Origin of the sequence: Streptomyces sp. Ag82_O1-12, assembly GCF_900182715.1 — a bacterium.
In the GTDB taxonomy this organism is placed as follows: domain Bacteria; phylum Actinomycetota; class Actinomycetes; order Streptomycetales; family Streptomycetaceae; genus Streptomyces; species Streptomyces massasporeus.
In genome coordinates, this window is the sequence record NZ_FXUW01000001.1 from 7,818,887 (window position 1) to 7,834,028 (window position 15,142).

The window sequence follows — 15,142 nt, forward strand, 5'->3', positions numbered from 1 at the left end:
CCTCGCGGGGCTCGTTCGCGAACTCACCTGTTCCACATGCGCACTTCACTCTGCCCACCCATGTCGTACCCACTCCTTGGCCGGACCCGACTGGTGGAGCCCGCCCCGTGTCGACGCGGGCCCGCTGGGCGGGGAGTACGCTTCGACGGTCATTCGATCACTCGTCGTCCGGGCCGTAGCCGCTCGGGGGCACGCCGAGCAATGAGGCCCCGTCAGCGGCACTGGCGTGCGGCCTCGATGGGGCTCTCGCGCGGGCCTCGGCCGTCCAGCCCCGCCGGGGCAGCCGCACGTACGTCTCGCGGGCTCGCGCCGAGTTCACGGCGGCAGGCCTTGTTGAATGCCTGGAGGTCGGCGATGCCCACAGCCGCGGCGACGGCGGTGATGGGCAGGGTGGAGGACAGCAGAAGGTGACGGGCGCGCTGAAGGCGTCGGTGCCGGATGTACGACACGACCGTGAGGCCGGTTTCCGCGCGGAACACGCGTGTCAGGTGCGTATGGGAGATTCCGACGGCGCGAGCGACGTCCGGTACGGACAGCGGACCTGCCAGGTGTTCCTCGACGTACGCCTGGGCTGCGGCCACGAAGGGGTGGCGGCGCCCGGCTCCCTCGCCCCTCGGTAGCTCGGCGATGCGCCACAGCGCGGTCCAGACCTCGGCCGTGGCTCGTGGGGGAGAGGTCGGCATGGCCGTCACGGCGTGTCGGAGCAGGTCGGCCAGGTGGGTGCTCTCGGCCGCGGCGTCCTGCATCACCGGCACCACCCGCGCGGTTCCGCCGTCGTGCAGCCGCAGGTGGACGTAGAAATGTTCCGACCTGCCCCGGTAGTGGAAGTGCACCTCCGTGTTCGGCGGCACGAGGCTGACGTGGCCGGGACGTATGGGGTGGACCGACTGCCCGAGGGACAGTGCACCCTCGTAGTTGTAGAGGTGCAACTGCCACAGATCAGGCAGCCGGAAGACATCGTGGGAGGTTGAGACGCCGTGTACCGCGATGCCGGCATCAACCACGGTGGGCGCCTCGTCGAGCTGCAGCGTTATGTGTTTCACGAGGACGGAAAATTACCAGCACTGGACGATTTCAGCCCACGACCGAGCCGGACCGGGCACGTACGTTCGTCGCATGTCAACCAGCAAGCAACTCCTGACATCTGTTCAGGTGGCGCGCTTCGTCGGGCAGGGATTCCTGCGCCTGGACGGGGTGGTGCCGCAGGAGATCAACGAACGGGCCGTCGCGACCTTGGACGAGGGCCTGCCTGAAGTGCCCTACGGCACTCCGCTGGGCGGGGCGTTCGCGCAGGACACCTTCGTCCACGAGCTGCTCGCTCTGCCGGTCGTCGCGGGCGCTGTCGAGAGCCTGGTCGGCCCCGAGCCGACCGTCGACCACCATGCGGTTCATGTGCGCGAGCCGCACGAGGGACAGGCGCAGCCGCTCCACGGCGACGCGATCATCGACGTGCGGCCGGACGCGTTCGACATCCAGCTCATGTACTACCCGCACGAGGTGACCGCCGAGATGGGCGGCACCCTCAGCGTGCCCGGAAGCCATCTGCGCAGGATCAACGAGACAGACGTCGGCCGCGTCCAGAACCTTCGGGGACAGACCCGTCTGACCTGCCCGGCGGGCACGGTCGTTCTCGTGCATCACGGCATCTGGCACAGTGGCCGCCGCAACGACACCGCGGGCCGGCGCTACATGTACAAACTCCGCCTGAACCCGACCGTGCCGCAGGTACGTCTGTGGGACGTCTCCGACCTGCACGACCCCGCGGTGACCGCGGAACTCAGCACGTCCTTCCCCTGGTACGAGTGGGCCACGGGCCGACTGGAGATCTACAACCGCGTCCTGCTGTGGCGGGCCCTGACCGGAGACGACTCGTTCGACGTCGACTACTGGGTCACGCGCGTCAGCAACCGGCCGGCCCTGAGGAGTCACGCATGAGGCAGCAGGTTCTGGTCCTCTATCTCGCGACGTCGGCGCTGGACTCCCCCGTCGTGGGCTGGTCCCGCTACGACGGGACCGGCCGGACCCGTCCGACGACCGGTGACAGCGACGAGCCGCCCTATTCCACCGGGCTTGGCGCGTTGCAGGACGGGTGGCGCCTGTTCCAGGCCTCCCAACTGCTGCCCCCGCAGCCCGGTCACGAGTACGACGTCTCCTTCCTGAAGCACGAGTTCTTCTTCGAGAAGGTGGAGGACGGCCTTCGCCTTTGACGCAGGGCAACGCTTCAACAGAACTCCCTGCGTTTATCTGTCTCACCCTTGTGTAGACCGTCTCGAGAAAGAGATTGCTACGGCCCGCTACATTCGAAGCGCTTCGATAACATGGCGCAACGAATGAAGGGCATGCATATGGCATTCAGGGTTTCGTGGCGGAGATACGGGAGTTGTACGGGCACTGCTAACCACAGCGACCGCCCTGCTGGTGGCGCTTCTGACCCCGGACAGCCGTGACCGTCAGAGCTGGTTTCCAGTGGCTGTTTCCAGCCTAGATCTGGCCCTGCTCCACGGCGCTCCGACCGGTGCGTTCGGGGGTACCCCAGCGACGGGGACGGTATGGCCGAGGTGATCTTCGGGCCCCTCGGCATCGCGCCGGGCTTCCGGGGAGGCCGCCTCGCCGACCCGTGGTACGAGATCGGCGTTCCAGTGTGTGGGTGGCTTGCGCACTCCGAGGCATCGACGCCTCCATGCCCGCAGGATCGCCCAGGCCGGCGAACTTCTCGTCGCTCAGGGAGAGGTCCTGGCCTGCGCGTCTACGGGGAGCGCCGGCTCTTCCGGCCTGCGGACGTGTCACCGCCGACGTCCTTCGAAGGGCTGGCTTCGCACCGCTTTTCAACGTGGTGGTCCGCCGAGCGTCGCCATCGGTCATCAAGGTTTCGGACCGTGCTCCGCTCCGCCGGTGCGCGTGTCGAACGGGCCGTGTTGGACGCCCCGCCAGGGTGAGGTGACGCGGCCTACGTCTCGGACCAGGTCCCTCCGCCGTGGCGGGGCCGCCGGCCATCGTGGCTGCGGCCCCGCTCGGTGTGGCCCGTACACGCCGTAGAGGGTGCCGGAGGCGCCGCCGTGGAACGCGCCGGTGGGTCAGGACGGGGCGCCGTATTGGAGACCGCGTCCGTTGGTGCCGACGTAGACGCGGCCGTAGGTGTCGGGGTCGCCGGTGATGACGCCGACGCCGCCGATGGCGCCCCACTGGTGGGCGTTGTCGTTGACGCGGAGCCAGGTGGCGCCCTTGTCGGTGGAGCGGAAGACGCCGGTGACGTCCTTGACGGTGCCGATCAGGTACAAGGCCTGGTAGTTGGTGCCCGGCTTGGCCTTGCCGAAGCCGAGGGCGGAGGCGGACTGCACCGTCTTGAGCGTGGTGAAGGTCCGGCCGCCGTCGGTGGAGTGCAGCAGTCCCTGGGTGCTGCCGGCGATCCACAGGTCTCCGGCGACGCCGGGTACGGCCGTGAGCTTGCCGGAGGGCAGGTTGCCGGCGCGGGCGGTGAAGGTCGCGCCGCCGTCGGTGCTGGCGTGGAGCGTGCCGCCGGACAGCGAGTAGAAGGTCCTGGCCGAGGAACGGTCGGCGACGACAACGGCGCCGTCGCCCAGGCCGCGGACCTTCGACCAGCTTGCCCCCTTGTCGGTGGAGCGGTAGGGGGCCTGTCCGGCCTGGGTCCAGACGATGGTGGAGCCGTCCGCCGCGAGCGCTACATGCCCGTCCTGGGCACTGGCCACGGGCTCTGCCTTGAAGCCGTTCCAGTTGCTGCCGCCGTCGGTGGAGTAGGCGCCGTCCTGCTTGCCGCCACGGCCGACGCGGACCATCATCGAGGGCTTGGACTGGGCGAAGTCGATGTCGGTGCTGTTGGTCATCAGCGGGTTGTTCAGCCGCCCGGCGGGCACCTTGGTCAGGGAGTCGTGCCGGAAGCCGCCCTGGTCGCCCATGGCGGTGATGACGGCGGCGCCGCCGGGCGGGGCGATCGCGTCCAGCAGTGCGGTCTCCTCCAGCCCTCGGGCGCCCATGCTCCAGTGGCTGGTGCCGCCGCTGTCGGAGGCGCCTGCGTCCTTGCTGCGCAGGATGCCGTTGCCGGTGCCGTAGAGCACGTGCCCGGAGTTGAAGGGATCGATGGCCAGGGCGGTCATCCAGTGCCCGGTGTGAGTGCCGACGTAAGGAGCGGCGGAGGCGTTGCGCACCGACTTGTCGGCCAGTGCCTTCCAGGTCGTGCCGCCGTCGGTGCTGCGGTAGACCTCGTCCTCGGGCCACCAGCGGCCGAGGGTGGTGACCATCACCGTGGAGGGCTTGCGCGGGTCGACGGCCAGACCGGAGAACCCGTAGCTGCCCTGGGAGGGGGAGACGTTCTTCCACGCCCCGCGGTCCGGCGTGTACTTCCACACCGAGCCTGCCGTCACGCCGTTGGGTCCGAGGTTGTCGGTGTACGTCAGGTACAGCGAGCCGTCACCGGAGAGCACCCCATGCTGCGGGAACTGGCCGGTGGGCTGCCCGGAGACGGCCTGCCAGCTGCCGCCACCGTCGGTTGACCGGTACAGGGAGGTGGACCTGTCGGCGACGCCTACATAGATCGTCTTGCTGCCGACCGGGCCGTACGTAACGAAGGAGATGCCCGCGCCGCTGCTCGCGCCGTCCTCGACGGGGAAAGCGGAGACCTGACTCCATGTCACGCCGTGGTCGTCGCTGCGCCACAGGCCGTTCTTGCGTGTGCCCAGCAACAGGGTTCCGTTGTCGGCGGGGTTGATCGCCAGCCGTTCGCCCGCGCCGCGGCCGTCCTCGTTGCCGCCGATCTTGAAGGGCAGATTCGTGCGCTTGAAGGTGCGGCCCCGGTCGGTGGAGCGCAGGATCGCGCCGTTGCCCGCCCACTCGTTGGTGTAGGTGCCCGCCGAGAGGTAGAGCCGCTTGGGGTCGGCGGGGTCGGTGGCCACCGAGTCGATGCCCAGCAGGTTCCAGTCCTTCTCGCCGATCCAGTCGGTCAGCGGGATCCACTGCTCGGCCCCGGTGTCCCAGCGGTAGGCGCCGCCCATGTCGGTGCGCGCGTACAGCAGGCCCTTCTCGCGCGGGTTGAACACCAGTCCGGTGACGTAACCGCCGCCCACCACCTGGGCGTTCTTCCACACATACGGACCGGCCGCGGCCGTGGTCCGCGCCCTGCCCGCCCCGGCCGCCCGGGTCTCAACCGTCTTCACCAGCTTCCACTCCTGGTTGGTGCCGCCCCGGTCGGAGTACTGCACGACCTGCGCACCCTGGGCCGAGGAGCCTCCGGAGACGTTGAGGACCAGGCCGCTCCTGCGGGAGGTGAAGGTGACGGCGTCGGAACCGCTCGCGTCGCTGATCCGCCACTCCTGCGAGGTGGCGGAACTGTTGGTCTGCTGCTCGGCGGTAGCCCCCTGTGCGCGGGAATTGCCTGCTATGCCCAGCACTTTGCCGCTGTTGCGGTTCACCAGCTTGTAGTAGCCGTCCCCGGTGGACTTCAGCTTCCACTGCTGGTTGGCCGTGTTCTGGTCGGTCCACTGCTGGATACGGGTGCCGTCGGCGGTGGAGAAGCTGTTGACCTCCAGCACCTTGCCGCTGCGCACGGAAACCAGCCGGTAGTAGGCATCGCCGTCGACCGTCGCGGCCTGCGAATCCTCCTGCGCGAACAGGAGATACGGCACCAGAACGGCGGGCACGCCGAGCAGCAGCCCAGTGGCGGTCCAGCGGCGGCGGTGACGCCCTCGGCGCCCGCCGTTCGTGGGGTTGTTCATGGGGAGGCGTTCTCCTTGCAAACTGTTCAACAGCGGAAAGCAGGATCCCGCCCCCGTACGTGGCCGGATCCGCTTCCTTGTCGTCACAGCTTCCGCACAGGTTGCCGCGAGCCGGAGACTTTTCAGATCACGTCGTGGCGCGCTAGGCGCTGAACAGCGTCTGGACGACGCTGTTCCAGGAGTTGCGGTGTGCTTCTCTTGGCCCACGCCGCCTCCTTTTGATCAGCTGGCTGGAGGAAGGCTCTCGCTCTCTGGCCGGAGGAGCCGGCTCCCACGGCGCAGTTGCCGTCGGACTCACCCGGAACCTTGATCGACAAGAGCCTGGGCCCAGGCCGGTGGGGTGAGGCTCACCGGGGAGCACAGGGTTGGTGGCGCGGACTGGTTCTGGGCGAGCACCCTGGTCGTCCTTTCGTCGGGTGGGCAGAGGGGACGGCGCTCAGGGAGCGTCCGGCTCGGTGCGGGTGATGCGCAGCAACGCCGCGGAGGGCGCGGTGGGCAGGGTCACGGTGAGGTCGGTCGTGTTCGAGTTCCAGACGGCAACGGCCTGACCTGCGGCGGGGTACAGCACCTCGGCACGGGCCGCGCCGCCCGCCCGTTCAGGCAGCCGGAGGGTGGTGGTGGCCTCGCCGCCCGAGCGGCGCCAGACGGTGAGGTAGGTGGTGGCGGGGGTGTGCAGGGCCAGGGCGATCCACGGGTCGTCCCAGCCGGGAAGGCCGAGCGGCCAGGACGGCACGGCCCCCGGCAGGTCAGCGCGGACGGCTTTGTACACGGAGACCGCCTCGTGGACCAGGGCGCGGGCCTCGGGCCCGAGTTCCGGCAGGTTGCCGGAGAGGTGGATGCGGCCGAGGAGGGCGCTCGCCATGGTGAAGGCGACCTCGTCGAGGGAGTCCTCCGCCTGCGGATAGGCCCACACGGCGCCCTGCTCGGGGGTGACGGCGGTGGGGGCTGAGGCCGCGATGGGTGCGTAGAGCCGCAGGTTCTGTTGGTCGCTGGTGGACTGCAGTTGCAGCCGTGACAGCAGGGCGTGGTCCCATCGCATGCCGCCCGAGGCGCAGTTCTCCACCACCAGGTGCGGATGACGGTCCAGGATGCCGTCCAGCCAGGCGAGGTGCGCCCGGTTGTGGCCGAGCAGTCCGGCGCCCGGGGTCTCGCCGGGGTGGGCGCTGGTGCCGGTGCCGGGGTCGATGTTGTGGTCGAGCTTGAGATAGCCGACGCCCCATTCGCCGACCAGGCGGTCCACGACCTGGTCCAGGTGTGCGCGGGCGGCCGGGTGGCGCAGGTCCAGGTGGTGCCGGCCGGTCTCCGTGAGGCGGACGCCGTCGCGGCGGAAGAACGCCTCGTCGGGCAGGGACTTGGCCATGGGGCTGTCGACGCCGATGACTTCAGGCTCCAGCCACAGGCCGGGGACCATGCCGCGCTCCCTGATGCGGTCCAGCACCTCGTGGATCCCCTTTTCGCCGGGGAAGCGGGAGGCGGCGGGTTCCCAGGCGCCGACGGTGGTCCACCAGCCGCCGTTGTCGCCGTCGTACCAGCCCGCGTCGATGACGAAGTACTCCCCGCCCGCGTCGGCCGCCGCGTCGATGTGCGGCAGCAGTTTGTCGGTGGTGGGGTCGCCCATCAGGCAATTCATGTAGTCGTTGAAGACGACGGGCAGACGGCGGTGGTCGGCGTGCGGGCGGCGGTGGGCGCGGCGGTAGCGGGTGAGCGCGGCGAACGCGGCGTCGGGGCCGCCGTCGGCGCTGAAGGACAGGGCGGCGGGTACGGTGCGGAAAGCGGCGCCGGGTTCCAGGGGGTGGCGCCAGCCGTGGTGGGCGTCGGTGGGTCCGAACAGCGCCGCGTAGACCGCCCGGTCGTGTTCTTGGCACTCCCAGCGCCAGCCCCCTCCGTTGTGCTCGATCTGCCACACCCAGGTGCGGCCGGTACGCCGGTCCGTCAGCCCGCCCATGGGCAGGTGTCCACAACTGGACCAGGTGCCCTGGCCGTTCAGGGCGAAGCCGGCCTTGCCGTGCCCGTACGTCACGCGTCCGCTGACGCCGGGTGTGGTCCGGCGCATCGGCTGCCGCTGCCAGCGGCACTCGGCGAGCCAGTCGTTGTCCGCCCACAACAGGTCGGCGGCGTCGACGGCCGCCGGGTCCTGCGGGGTGAGGCAGCCCACCGTGAGTGAGCTGACCGACTCCAGGTGCAGTGTGGTGCGCCCTTCGTTGCGCAGGATCACTTCGCTGCGGAGCACGGGGATGTCGTCCGGCGACCGGTAGGTCACCTCCGCGGCCAACCCGGTTTCCGGGTCGTGGAGATACACGGTCAGCGTGTGCCAGTCGCCGTCTCGGCCCGCGCGGTGGGCCCGGTGGCGCAGCCGTCCGCCGAGAGCGGTCCCGATCAGACGACTGCCCGACCAGTGACGGCCGTGACCCGCGGCCGTCACCTCGACCAGCGGCAGGGACGCGCCGGGGTCGCTGCCCGCTTCGCCGGGCGGTCCGAGATGCGTCAGGCGGGCGCCGCCGTCGTCGCCGAGGACGAACTCGAGATGCAAGGTGTCGTGACCCCAGCGGAAGCTCTGCTGTTCGTTCCCCATGATGTCTGTCCTTTCCAGGTCAGTGGCCGCACGGGACCGCGCAGCCACCGGTCGGCAGTTCGTGGGCTGTGAGGCCGGTGTCTCGGTTCATGCCGTGCTCGCCGTCGAAACTCGACGGCGAGCACGGTGGTGTGCGGCGCGGTGACGCACAAGGGCGGCGCGACGTCAGAAGCCCACGGCGCCCCAGGAGTGAGCCGTGTAGTCGCCCGGCCCGAACTCCCAGCCGGCCATGACGCTGTTGAGGTAGTGGTCGCCGGTGTAGAAGCCCCTGTTCAGTCCGTAGTTGAAGAACGGGGTGAGGCTGCCGGACCACCAGCCGGACTTGCTCCGGTCCAGGAAGCTGAGGGTGTGGCCGCCATCGCTCCAGGTGTACTCGTAGATGTCCCAGGTGCGGCCGCCCAGGCTGACGTTGGTCGCGGCCGGGATCGCGTTGCCGTTCGCGTCGTAGCGGTCGGCCAGCGGCTTGGTGTTGTACCAGTTGAGCCAGATCATCAGCTCGGTCTTGGAGTTGCGGTCGGTCGGCGCGGGGGTCGGGTCGATGAAGATGTCGTACGTGGCGTCGTAGTACGAGCCGGACTTCGGGTATGCCGACTGGCTGAACCACGTGTTGTTGTTGGGGCTGACGTCGCGGATCTTCTTGGGGAGTGTGGTCACCGGGGACGTCCAGCCCCAGTCCTTGCCGTTGACCATGGCGACGAAGCCGGTGCCGGTCGAGGAGTTCACACCCCAGGAGTTGTCGTTGCCGTACCACGTCGAGGCGTTGCCGCCGGTCGCGTAGTGCTTGAACCAGTACGTCTGTGACGCTGCCACTGCCGAGTTCGGCAGGGTGAAGACGAGAGTCAGAGCCGTGAGAAGCGCGGCCCAGCCGATACGGAATTTCATCAGCCCTCCGGAATGTGTGCTGGGTGGGGGGATCACACAGGAGGGGAGAAGTCGGTCGTCCTGCCATGGCGGCAGGGCCACGTCGGTCTCCCCTTCGGGACGGCGGGCGTGGAGCGAGGCTGCCGGGAGCCCAACTTCAGCTGGGATCGCCGTAGATGACTCCTCGTCCGTTCGTCCCGAAGTAGACGCGACCGTAGATCCGGGGGTCTCCGGTGATGGTGTTCCCGCCGGCGGGCTGCATGTTGATCATGGTGCTCAGCGCCCGGGACACGGCCCGGTAGTCCTCGTTACCGGCGGACGGCAGCGGTGAGGGGGAGGCGGCGCCCGCCACGCCGACGACTGTTCGCAGGGCGACACGGCAATTCATCTCACTGTTCATGTCGTGGCGGCCCTCCGTTTGCGTCGATCCGACCGGCGTGCGGGCAGACGCTGCGTCGTCCGGTGGTCTCATGTCCGGAAGGCGGCAGCCGCGTGCGTCGACGCGCTTCGACGTGTCGCTGAGACTAAGGCCGTCTTTCCGTGGATCACAACGGGTCGTCAAGGTAACTTTTCGATAACGGGCACGTTGGGGTGTGGGGGTCACGCTCAGTCTTCCATGCGGCTTCGCCCTATGTGACCTGGCCTTCTAGGTGAAGCCCCAAAGAGGAACACCAACGCCGGAAGAGCGGCTCGCGATCGCTGGGTGACCTGTGATTGACACACGACTCAGCGTCATGTCAACGTCGAAGCGCTTCGACTCTACGACGGTGCGCTCGACAGAAGCCGTACGCCACCCGGTTCCGCAGTCGCCCACGCTTCCCCGCCTTCTCCGTCGACCTCCTGCAAGGGACTTCTCAGGTGAGTAACGCCGCCACATCCCCCGAGCCGCCCATCACCGACCTGCCGTTCCGTGACCCCGCACTGCCCCTCGCCCGGCGAGTCGACGACCTGATCTCCCGGCTGACGCTCGACGAGCGCATCGAGCTGCTCTACCAGTACTCACCAGGAGTCCCGCGCCTCGGACTGGCCCCCTTCAAGACCGGTACCGAAGGGCTGCACGGCGTGTCCTGGCTGGGGCCGGCCACCGTGTTCCCGCAGGCGGTAGGTCTGGGAGCCACCTGGGACGAGGAGCTGCTGCACGAGGTCGCCACGGCCGTCGGCACCGAGGCCCGCGCCTTGCACCAGCGCCCCGCCGCCGACGGCCGCCGGCCCAGCCTCCAGGTCTGGGCCCCCGTGGTGAACCTGCTGCGCGACCCCCGCTGGGGCCGCAACGAGGAGGGGTACGCGGAGGACCCGCTGCTCACCGGCCGGCTCTCCGTCAGCTTCTGCCGCGGGCTGGCCGGGGACCACCCGGTCTATCTGCGCACGGCACCGCTCCTGAAGCACTTCCTCGCCTACAACAACGAGGACGAGCGCGACATCACCTCCTCCGTGGTACCGCCCAGGGTGCTGCACGAGTACGACCTCGCCGCCTTCCGCCCGGCGATCGCGTCCGGCGCCGCCACCGGCGTCATGCCGGCCTACAACCTCATCAACGGCCGCCCCTGCCATGTCAGTCCACTGCTCGAGACCGAGGTACGGCGCTGGGCCGAGCCCACCGGCCACGAGCTGTTCGTCTGCAGCGACGCCGGAGCGGTGACCAACCTCGCCGAATCGGAGCACTACTTCGACGACCACCCCACCTCCCACGCGGCCGCGGTACGCGCCGGCGTCGACAGCATCACCGAACTGGACGAGGACGGCAGCGTCACCCTCGACCGGCTCCGCACGGCGGTCGACCGCGGGCTGCTCACCGAGGACGACATCGACCGCGCCGCGCGACGCCAGCTGTCGATACGCTTCCGCCTCGGCGAGTTCGATCCGGACCTCGACCCCTACGCCGGCATCCGCGACGACGTCGTGGACAGCCCCGAACACCGGGCGCTCGCCTTGCGCGCCGCCACGGAGTCGGTGGTGCTGCTGAAGAACGACGGCGCACTGCCGCTGTCACCGGCCCCCGGCGCGCGCGTCGCGCTCGTCGGTCCCCTGGCGGACACCCTCTTCGAGGACTGGTACAGCGGCACCATGCCGTACCGGATCACCATAGCCACCGGCCTGGAGGCTGCCCTCGAGGAACGCGGCGTCGAAGCGGTCCGCGCGGAGGGGGTCGACCGGATCACGCTGCGCGCCGCCTCCACCGGAGGCCTTCTGCGTGTGTCGGCGCTCGACCCCGGCGGGCCCATGGTGGCCAGTGCTCACTCGGACGAACAGGAAGCGGGCGACAGCCCCTGCCACGACCTGTTCGACTGGGGTGAAGGCGTGCTGACCCTCCGCAACGCCCGCACGGAACGCTACGTCACCCTCAAGGACGGCGACCTCACCCTCGCCGCCGACCAGACGCAGCCGAACGGCTGGTTCGTCCACGAGACCTTCCGGCTGGAACCCCAGCCGGACGGCACGGAACTGCTGCGCAACATCAGCAACGGCCGCTACGCCGCCGTGGACCCCGCCACCGGCCGCGTCACCCTCTCCGCCGAAGCTCCCGAACAGGCGGAACTCTGGACCCGAACGGTCGTCAGGGACGGAATCGCCGAAGCCGTCGCGGCCGCCGCCTCGGCGGACGTCGCCGTGGTCGTCCTCGGAAACGACCCGCACATCAACGGCCGCGAGACCGAGGACCGTGCGGGCATCTCACTGCCGCCCGCGCAGGAGGCCCTGCTGCGCGCCGTCGCCGCCGAGCGTCCCGAGTCGGTACTGGTCGTGATGAGCAGCTACCCGTACGCCGTCGACTGGGCGGACGAGCACCTGCCCGCCGTGGTGTGGACCTCCCACGGCGGGCAGGAGACGGGCCGGGCGCTCGCCGCGATCCTGCTCGGCGAGGCCGAACCGTCCGGACGGCTCCCGCAGACCTGGTACCGCGGCGACGACCCGCTGCCCGGCCGCCTCGACTACGACATCATCAGTGCCGGCTGGACGTACCAGTACTACGACGCCGCACCTCTGTACCCGTTCGGGCACGGCCTGTCCTACACCAGCTTCGCCTACGCCGGCCTGCGGCTGTCCGCGCGGGAAGCGGCGCAGGACGACACCCTGGTGGTGAGCGTCGAGCTCACCAACACCGGGACGCGCACGGGCACCGAGACCGTGCAGCTCTACACCCGCGCGCTCGCCGCCCGCCACCGCGCGCCCAGGCGCAGACTGACGGACTTCCGCAAGGTCTGCCTCGCCCCCGGTGAACGGCGCCGGCTGGAGTTCGACCTGCCCGTCGCGGCCCTGGCCCACTGGTCCGTCTCGGCCGGCGCCCTCGCCGTGGACCCGGGGCCGTACGAAATCCTGATCGGGCACTCGGCCGAAGCCGTCGCCCTGACGGCGCCCCTCACCGTGACGGGGTCGGCGCTCCCCGCGCGCACTCTCCTCGGCGGACGACTGGAGGCCGTCGACTTCGACGAGTGCGAGGGCGGCACGCTCGTCGACGCCACCCGGGAGAAGGGGGAGGCGGTCACCCCGGCGACCGCTGACATCCCCTGCGCACTGCGCTACGGCTCAGTCGACCTGGGCAGCCCGGCAGACGGGCCGCGGGTCCTCACGGCCGAGGTGTCGTGCGCGACGGAGGAGGACGCGACCGTCGAGATCTACGCCGACGGCGCTCCCGGTGCCGGAACCCTGCTCGCCGTTCTCCGTGTCACCACCGGCACCGACGGCCGGTACGACTGGCGCGCGGTCAGCGCGCCCATGCCGGAGGAGGTGACCGGGGTGCACGATCTGCATGTCGTTCTGCGGGGCGGTGTCCACCTGGCAGCGATCGCCGGCGGGGCGCCGTAAGGAGCGGTGGGACGCGGTAAGGAGACGGCCTGCCGCCGCGTTCCACACTCTCCGACCATTGACCGGGCACGCGGCACGGGGAGCGTCATCGTGCGGGTGAACGGCGCCGACACGGTACAAGACTGCGGGAGCTGTGTCCTGCGAGCTCCCGGAGGGCAACCTCACGGTCTGGGTGACCATCATCGGTGCGGGCGGTGGTGGCGGGGGTGGCGCCCAAGCCGGGGGCGGTGGCGAACGCAGGGAGTGCGTTCGGTCCGTCAGGTCCGGTGCCTTCGTGAACAACACCGTGGGCCGGGGCGGGGTAGTCGGCACCTCGGGCGCTGTTCGTCGTCCCTTTCGCGGTGCTCGCTGCGAGGGCTACGTGTGCTTGCCGGTGCTGAGGCGGCTGTGGGCGAGGGTGGCGACGCAGGTCAGGACGAGGGCTGCGGCGAGGGCCTGGATGAGGGACATGGGGACGGCTGTCGGTGACTCCGGCCAGAGCCGAGACCGACCCGACAAAGCCAGGTCAACACGCTGGACAGGCAGGGCAACGGAGCCGTCGATGCGGGCGAAGCCTGCCTCCGTGTTCCTGCGCAGGCGCTCCAGTTCGGGCAGTGCGAGAAGAGCCGCACGCGTGGCGAGCTGGACTGGTCGCGGTGCGGAAATTAGTAGTGCTTCGTTAGGTTGGGGGCTGTCTGTGGCTGCTCCGGGGGCTGGGCAGGGGGCGGCCGCAGGTGGTGCAGGTACCGGTCCAGCACCTCAGCAGGTCCTGAAGAACGTCGAGGACCTGGTAGAGGGTCAGGCCGGTGTGCGGACTTTTGGGTCGAGCCGCCTGAGGGTGAGGAAGGCCTGGGCGGCGGTGACCAGGGTGACGTGGTGGTGCCAGCCGCGCCAGGTGCGGCCCTCGAAGTGGTCCATTCTCGCCTTGCCGCACTTGGGGAACGACACATCGTCGATCACCCACACCTCAGGAGTGATCACATCGGACAGCCGCTCGGCGATCCGCTGCCTGACCGGCAGCGGATCCCACGGCGACTGGTTCACGAACTGCTGCAGGGCCTGCATGTTCCCGTCCGGCAGCCGCTCGGCCATCGGCTGGACCGACTTGCGCCGGCCATCCAGCATCAGGCCCCGCAGATAACACTCGCCCCACCGCCGCTGATCCCGCCGCTGAAACGACTCGAACACATCGGCAACGAACTCCGATAACTCACCCCGGAGTCGTTCCACTTCCCCCAGCCTCATACCGGAGAAGATGCCCAACACCAGGCGCGATCACCCGACGTGACGAAGCACTATGAGGGCCTGTCCGGCGGATCATGCCGGCGACGGGCCGTTGAGCGGGAGCGGTGGCACCAGTACGTTCGAAGGTCCCACATCATCTTCTCGCCGGCGTGGAGGAACAGTGCTCAAAGGCATGACGGCCGTGGTCACGGGCGGATCCCGCGGGATCGGCCGGGCGATTGTTGAACGCTTGTGCCGTGACGGGGCCGACGTGGTCTTCAACTACGCCACCAGCGAGGAAGCCGCCGCCGACGTCGTCCGTGCCGTTCGGGCGGACGGCGGCAAGGTCCGGGCGGTCTGCCTTGATCTGAAGGAGCCGGAGGCGCCGGAGCAGCTGATGGACGCCGCACAGGTGCATCTCGGCGGCCTGGACATCCTTGTCAACAACGCGGCGATGGTCTTCAGTCCGGCCCCGCTCGCCGAGACCGAGGTGGAGGTGTTCGACAGCGTGATGGCGGTCAACACCAGATCGGTCTTCCTGACGATGCGTTACGCAGCAAGGCAGATGCGCGACGGCGGGCGGATCGTGAACATCTCCACCATGAACACGGTGCGTCCCGTGCCGGGTATCGGGGCGTACGCCGCCAGCAAGGGTGCGATAGAGCAACTGACCGCGGTCGCCGCCCGGGAGCTCGGGCCACGGGGCATCACGGTCAACACCGTCTCTCCCGGCGCGACCGACACGGACATGCTCCGTGGCGCCAATCCTCCGGAGGCGCTCCAGGCCGTCGCCGGCATGACACCTCTGGGCCGCCTCGGGGAGGCGTCCGACGTGGCCGCTGTCGTCGCGTTCCTTACCAGTCCGGAGGGAAGGTGGATCACGGGCCAGAACCTGCGGGCGACGGGCGGACTGGCCTGAGCGCGGCGCGGGGCCCGGTGCCGGCGGCACGGCCGGGTCCGCCGTTATCGGGGGCTCGGC

The 15,142-nt window shown here is 69.7% G+C and carries 9 protein-coding genes and 1 pseudogene; 4 read left to right on the forward strand and 6 right to left on the reverse strand.

Features of this window, described 5'->3' with window-relative positions:
* Positions 1-212: 212 nt before the first annotated feature.
* Entirely contained in the window at positions 213-1,034 is an 822-nt protein-coding gene (locus tag QOL88_RS35585) for an AraC family transcriptional regulator (protein WP_373559363.1), read from the reverse strand.
* 82 nt (positions 1,035-1,116) lie between these two features.
* Here QOL88_RS35585 and QOL88_RS35590 point away from each other — a divergent pair, with 82 nt between their 5' ends.
* A complete protein-coding gene (locus QOL88_RS35590) occupies positions 1,117-1,935 on the forward strand; it encodes a phytanoyl-CoA dioxygenase family protein (protein ID WP_179879050.1) in 819 nt (272 codons plus the stop codon).
* Positions 1,932-2,207, forward strand: a complete 276-nt coding sequence (locus tag QOL88_RS35595; RefSeq protein ID WP_097222335.1) for a hypothetical protein — start codon at positions 1,932-1,934, stop codon at positions 2,205-2,207. Before QOL88_RS35590 ends, QOL88_RS35595 begins: the two co-directional genes overlap by 4 nt.
* 867 nt (positions 2,208-3,074) lie before the next feature.
* On the opposite strand, the gene QOL88_RS35600 is transcribed toward QOL88_RS35595, so the two are convergent.
* The 4 genes from QOL88_RS35600 to QOL88_RS35615 form a co-directional block, all read right to left on the reverse strand.
* Complete coding sequence (locus QOL88_RS35600) at positions 3,075-5,726, reverse strand: RICIN domain-containing protein (protein ID WP_097222336.1); 2,652 nt, start codon at positions 5,724-5,726, stop codon at positions 3,075-3,077.
* 436 nt (positions 5,727-6,162) lie between these two features.
* Positions 6,163-8,298 (reverse strand): alpha-galactosidase, encoded by a 2,136-nt coding sequence (locus tag QOL88_RS35605; RefSeq protein WP_097222337.1) that lies wholly within the window; start codon positions 8,296-8,298, stop codon positions 6,163-6,165.
* A gap of 165 nt (positions 8,299-8,463) precedes the next feature.
* Positions 8,464-9,180, reverse strand: a complete 717-nt coding sequence (locus tag QOL88_RS35610; RefSeq protein WP_097222338.1) for a GH12 family glycosyl hydrolase domain-containing protein — start codon at positions 9,178-9,180, stop codon at positions 8,464-8,466.
* Between the two features lie 136 nt (positions 9,181-9,316).
* Positions 9,317-9,559: a hypothetical protein gene (locus tag QOL88_RS35615; protein WP_143668915.1), complete on the reverse strand. Its 243-nt coding sequence runs from the start codon at positions 9,557-9,559 to the stop codon at positions 9,317-9,319.
* Positions 9,560-10,017: 458 nt separating this feature from the next.
* On the opposite strand from QOL88_RS35615, the gene QOL88_RS35620 reads away from it, so the two are divergent.
* Positions 10,018-12,960, forward strand: coding sequence for a glycoside hydrolase family 3 protein (locus QOL88_RS35620; protein ID WP_097222340.1), 2,943 nt, complete (start codon positions 10,018-10,020; stop codon positions 12,958-12,960).
* Positions 12,961-13,863: 903 nt separating this feature from the next.
* Here the strand turns inward: QOL88_RS35620 and QOL88_RS35630 are convergent.
* Positions 13,864-14,184, reverse strand: a pseudogene (locus QOL88_RS35630) (transposase); the annotation flags it as partial.
* Between the two features lie 172 nt (positions 14,185-14,356).
* On the opposite strand from QOL88_RS35630, the gene QOL88_RS35635 reads away from it, so the two are divergent.
* Positions 14,357-15,082, forward strand: coding sequence for an SDR family oxidoreductase (locus tag QOL88_RS35635; protein ID WP_179879164.1), 726 nt, complete (start codon positions 14,357-14,359; stop codon positions 15,080-15,082).
* Positions 15,083-15,142 lie beyond the last annotated feature (60 nt).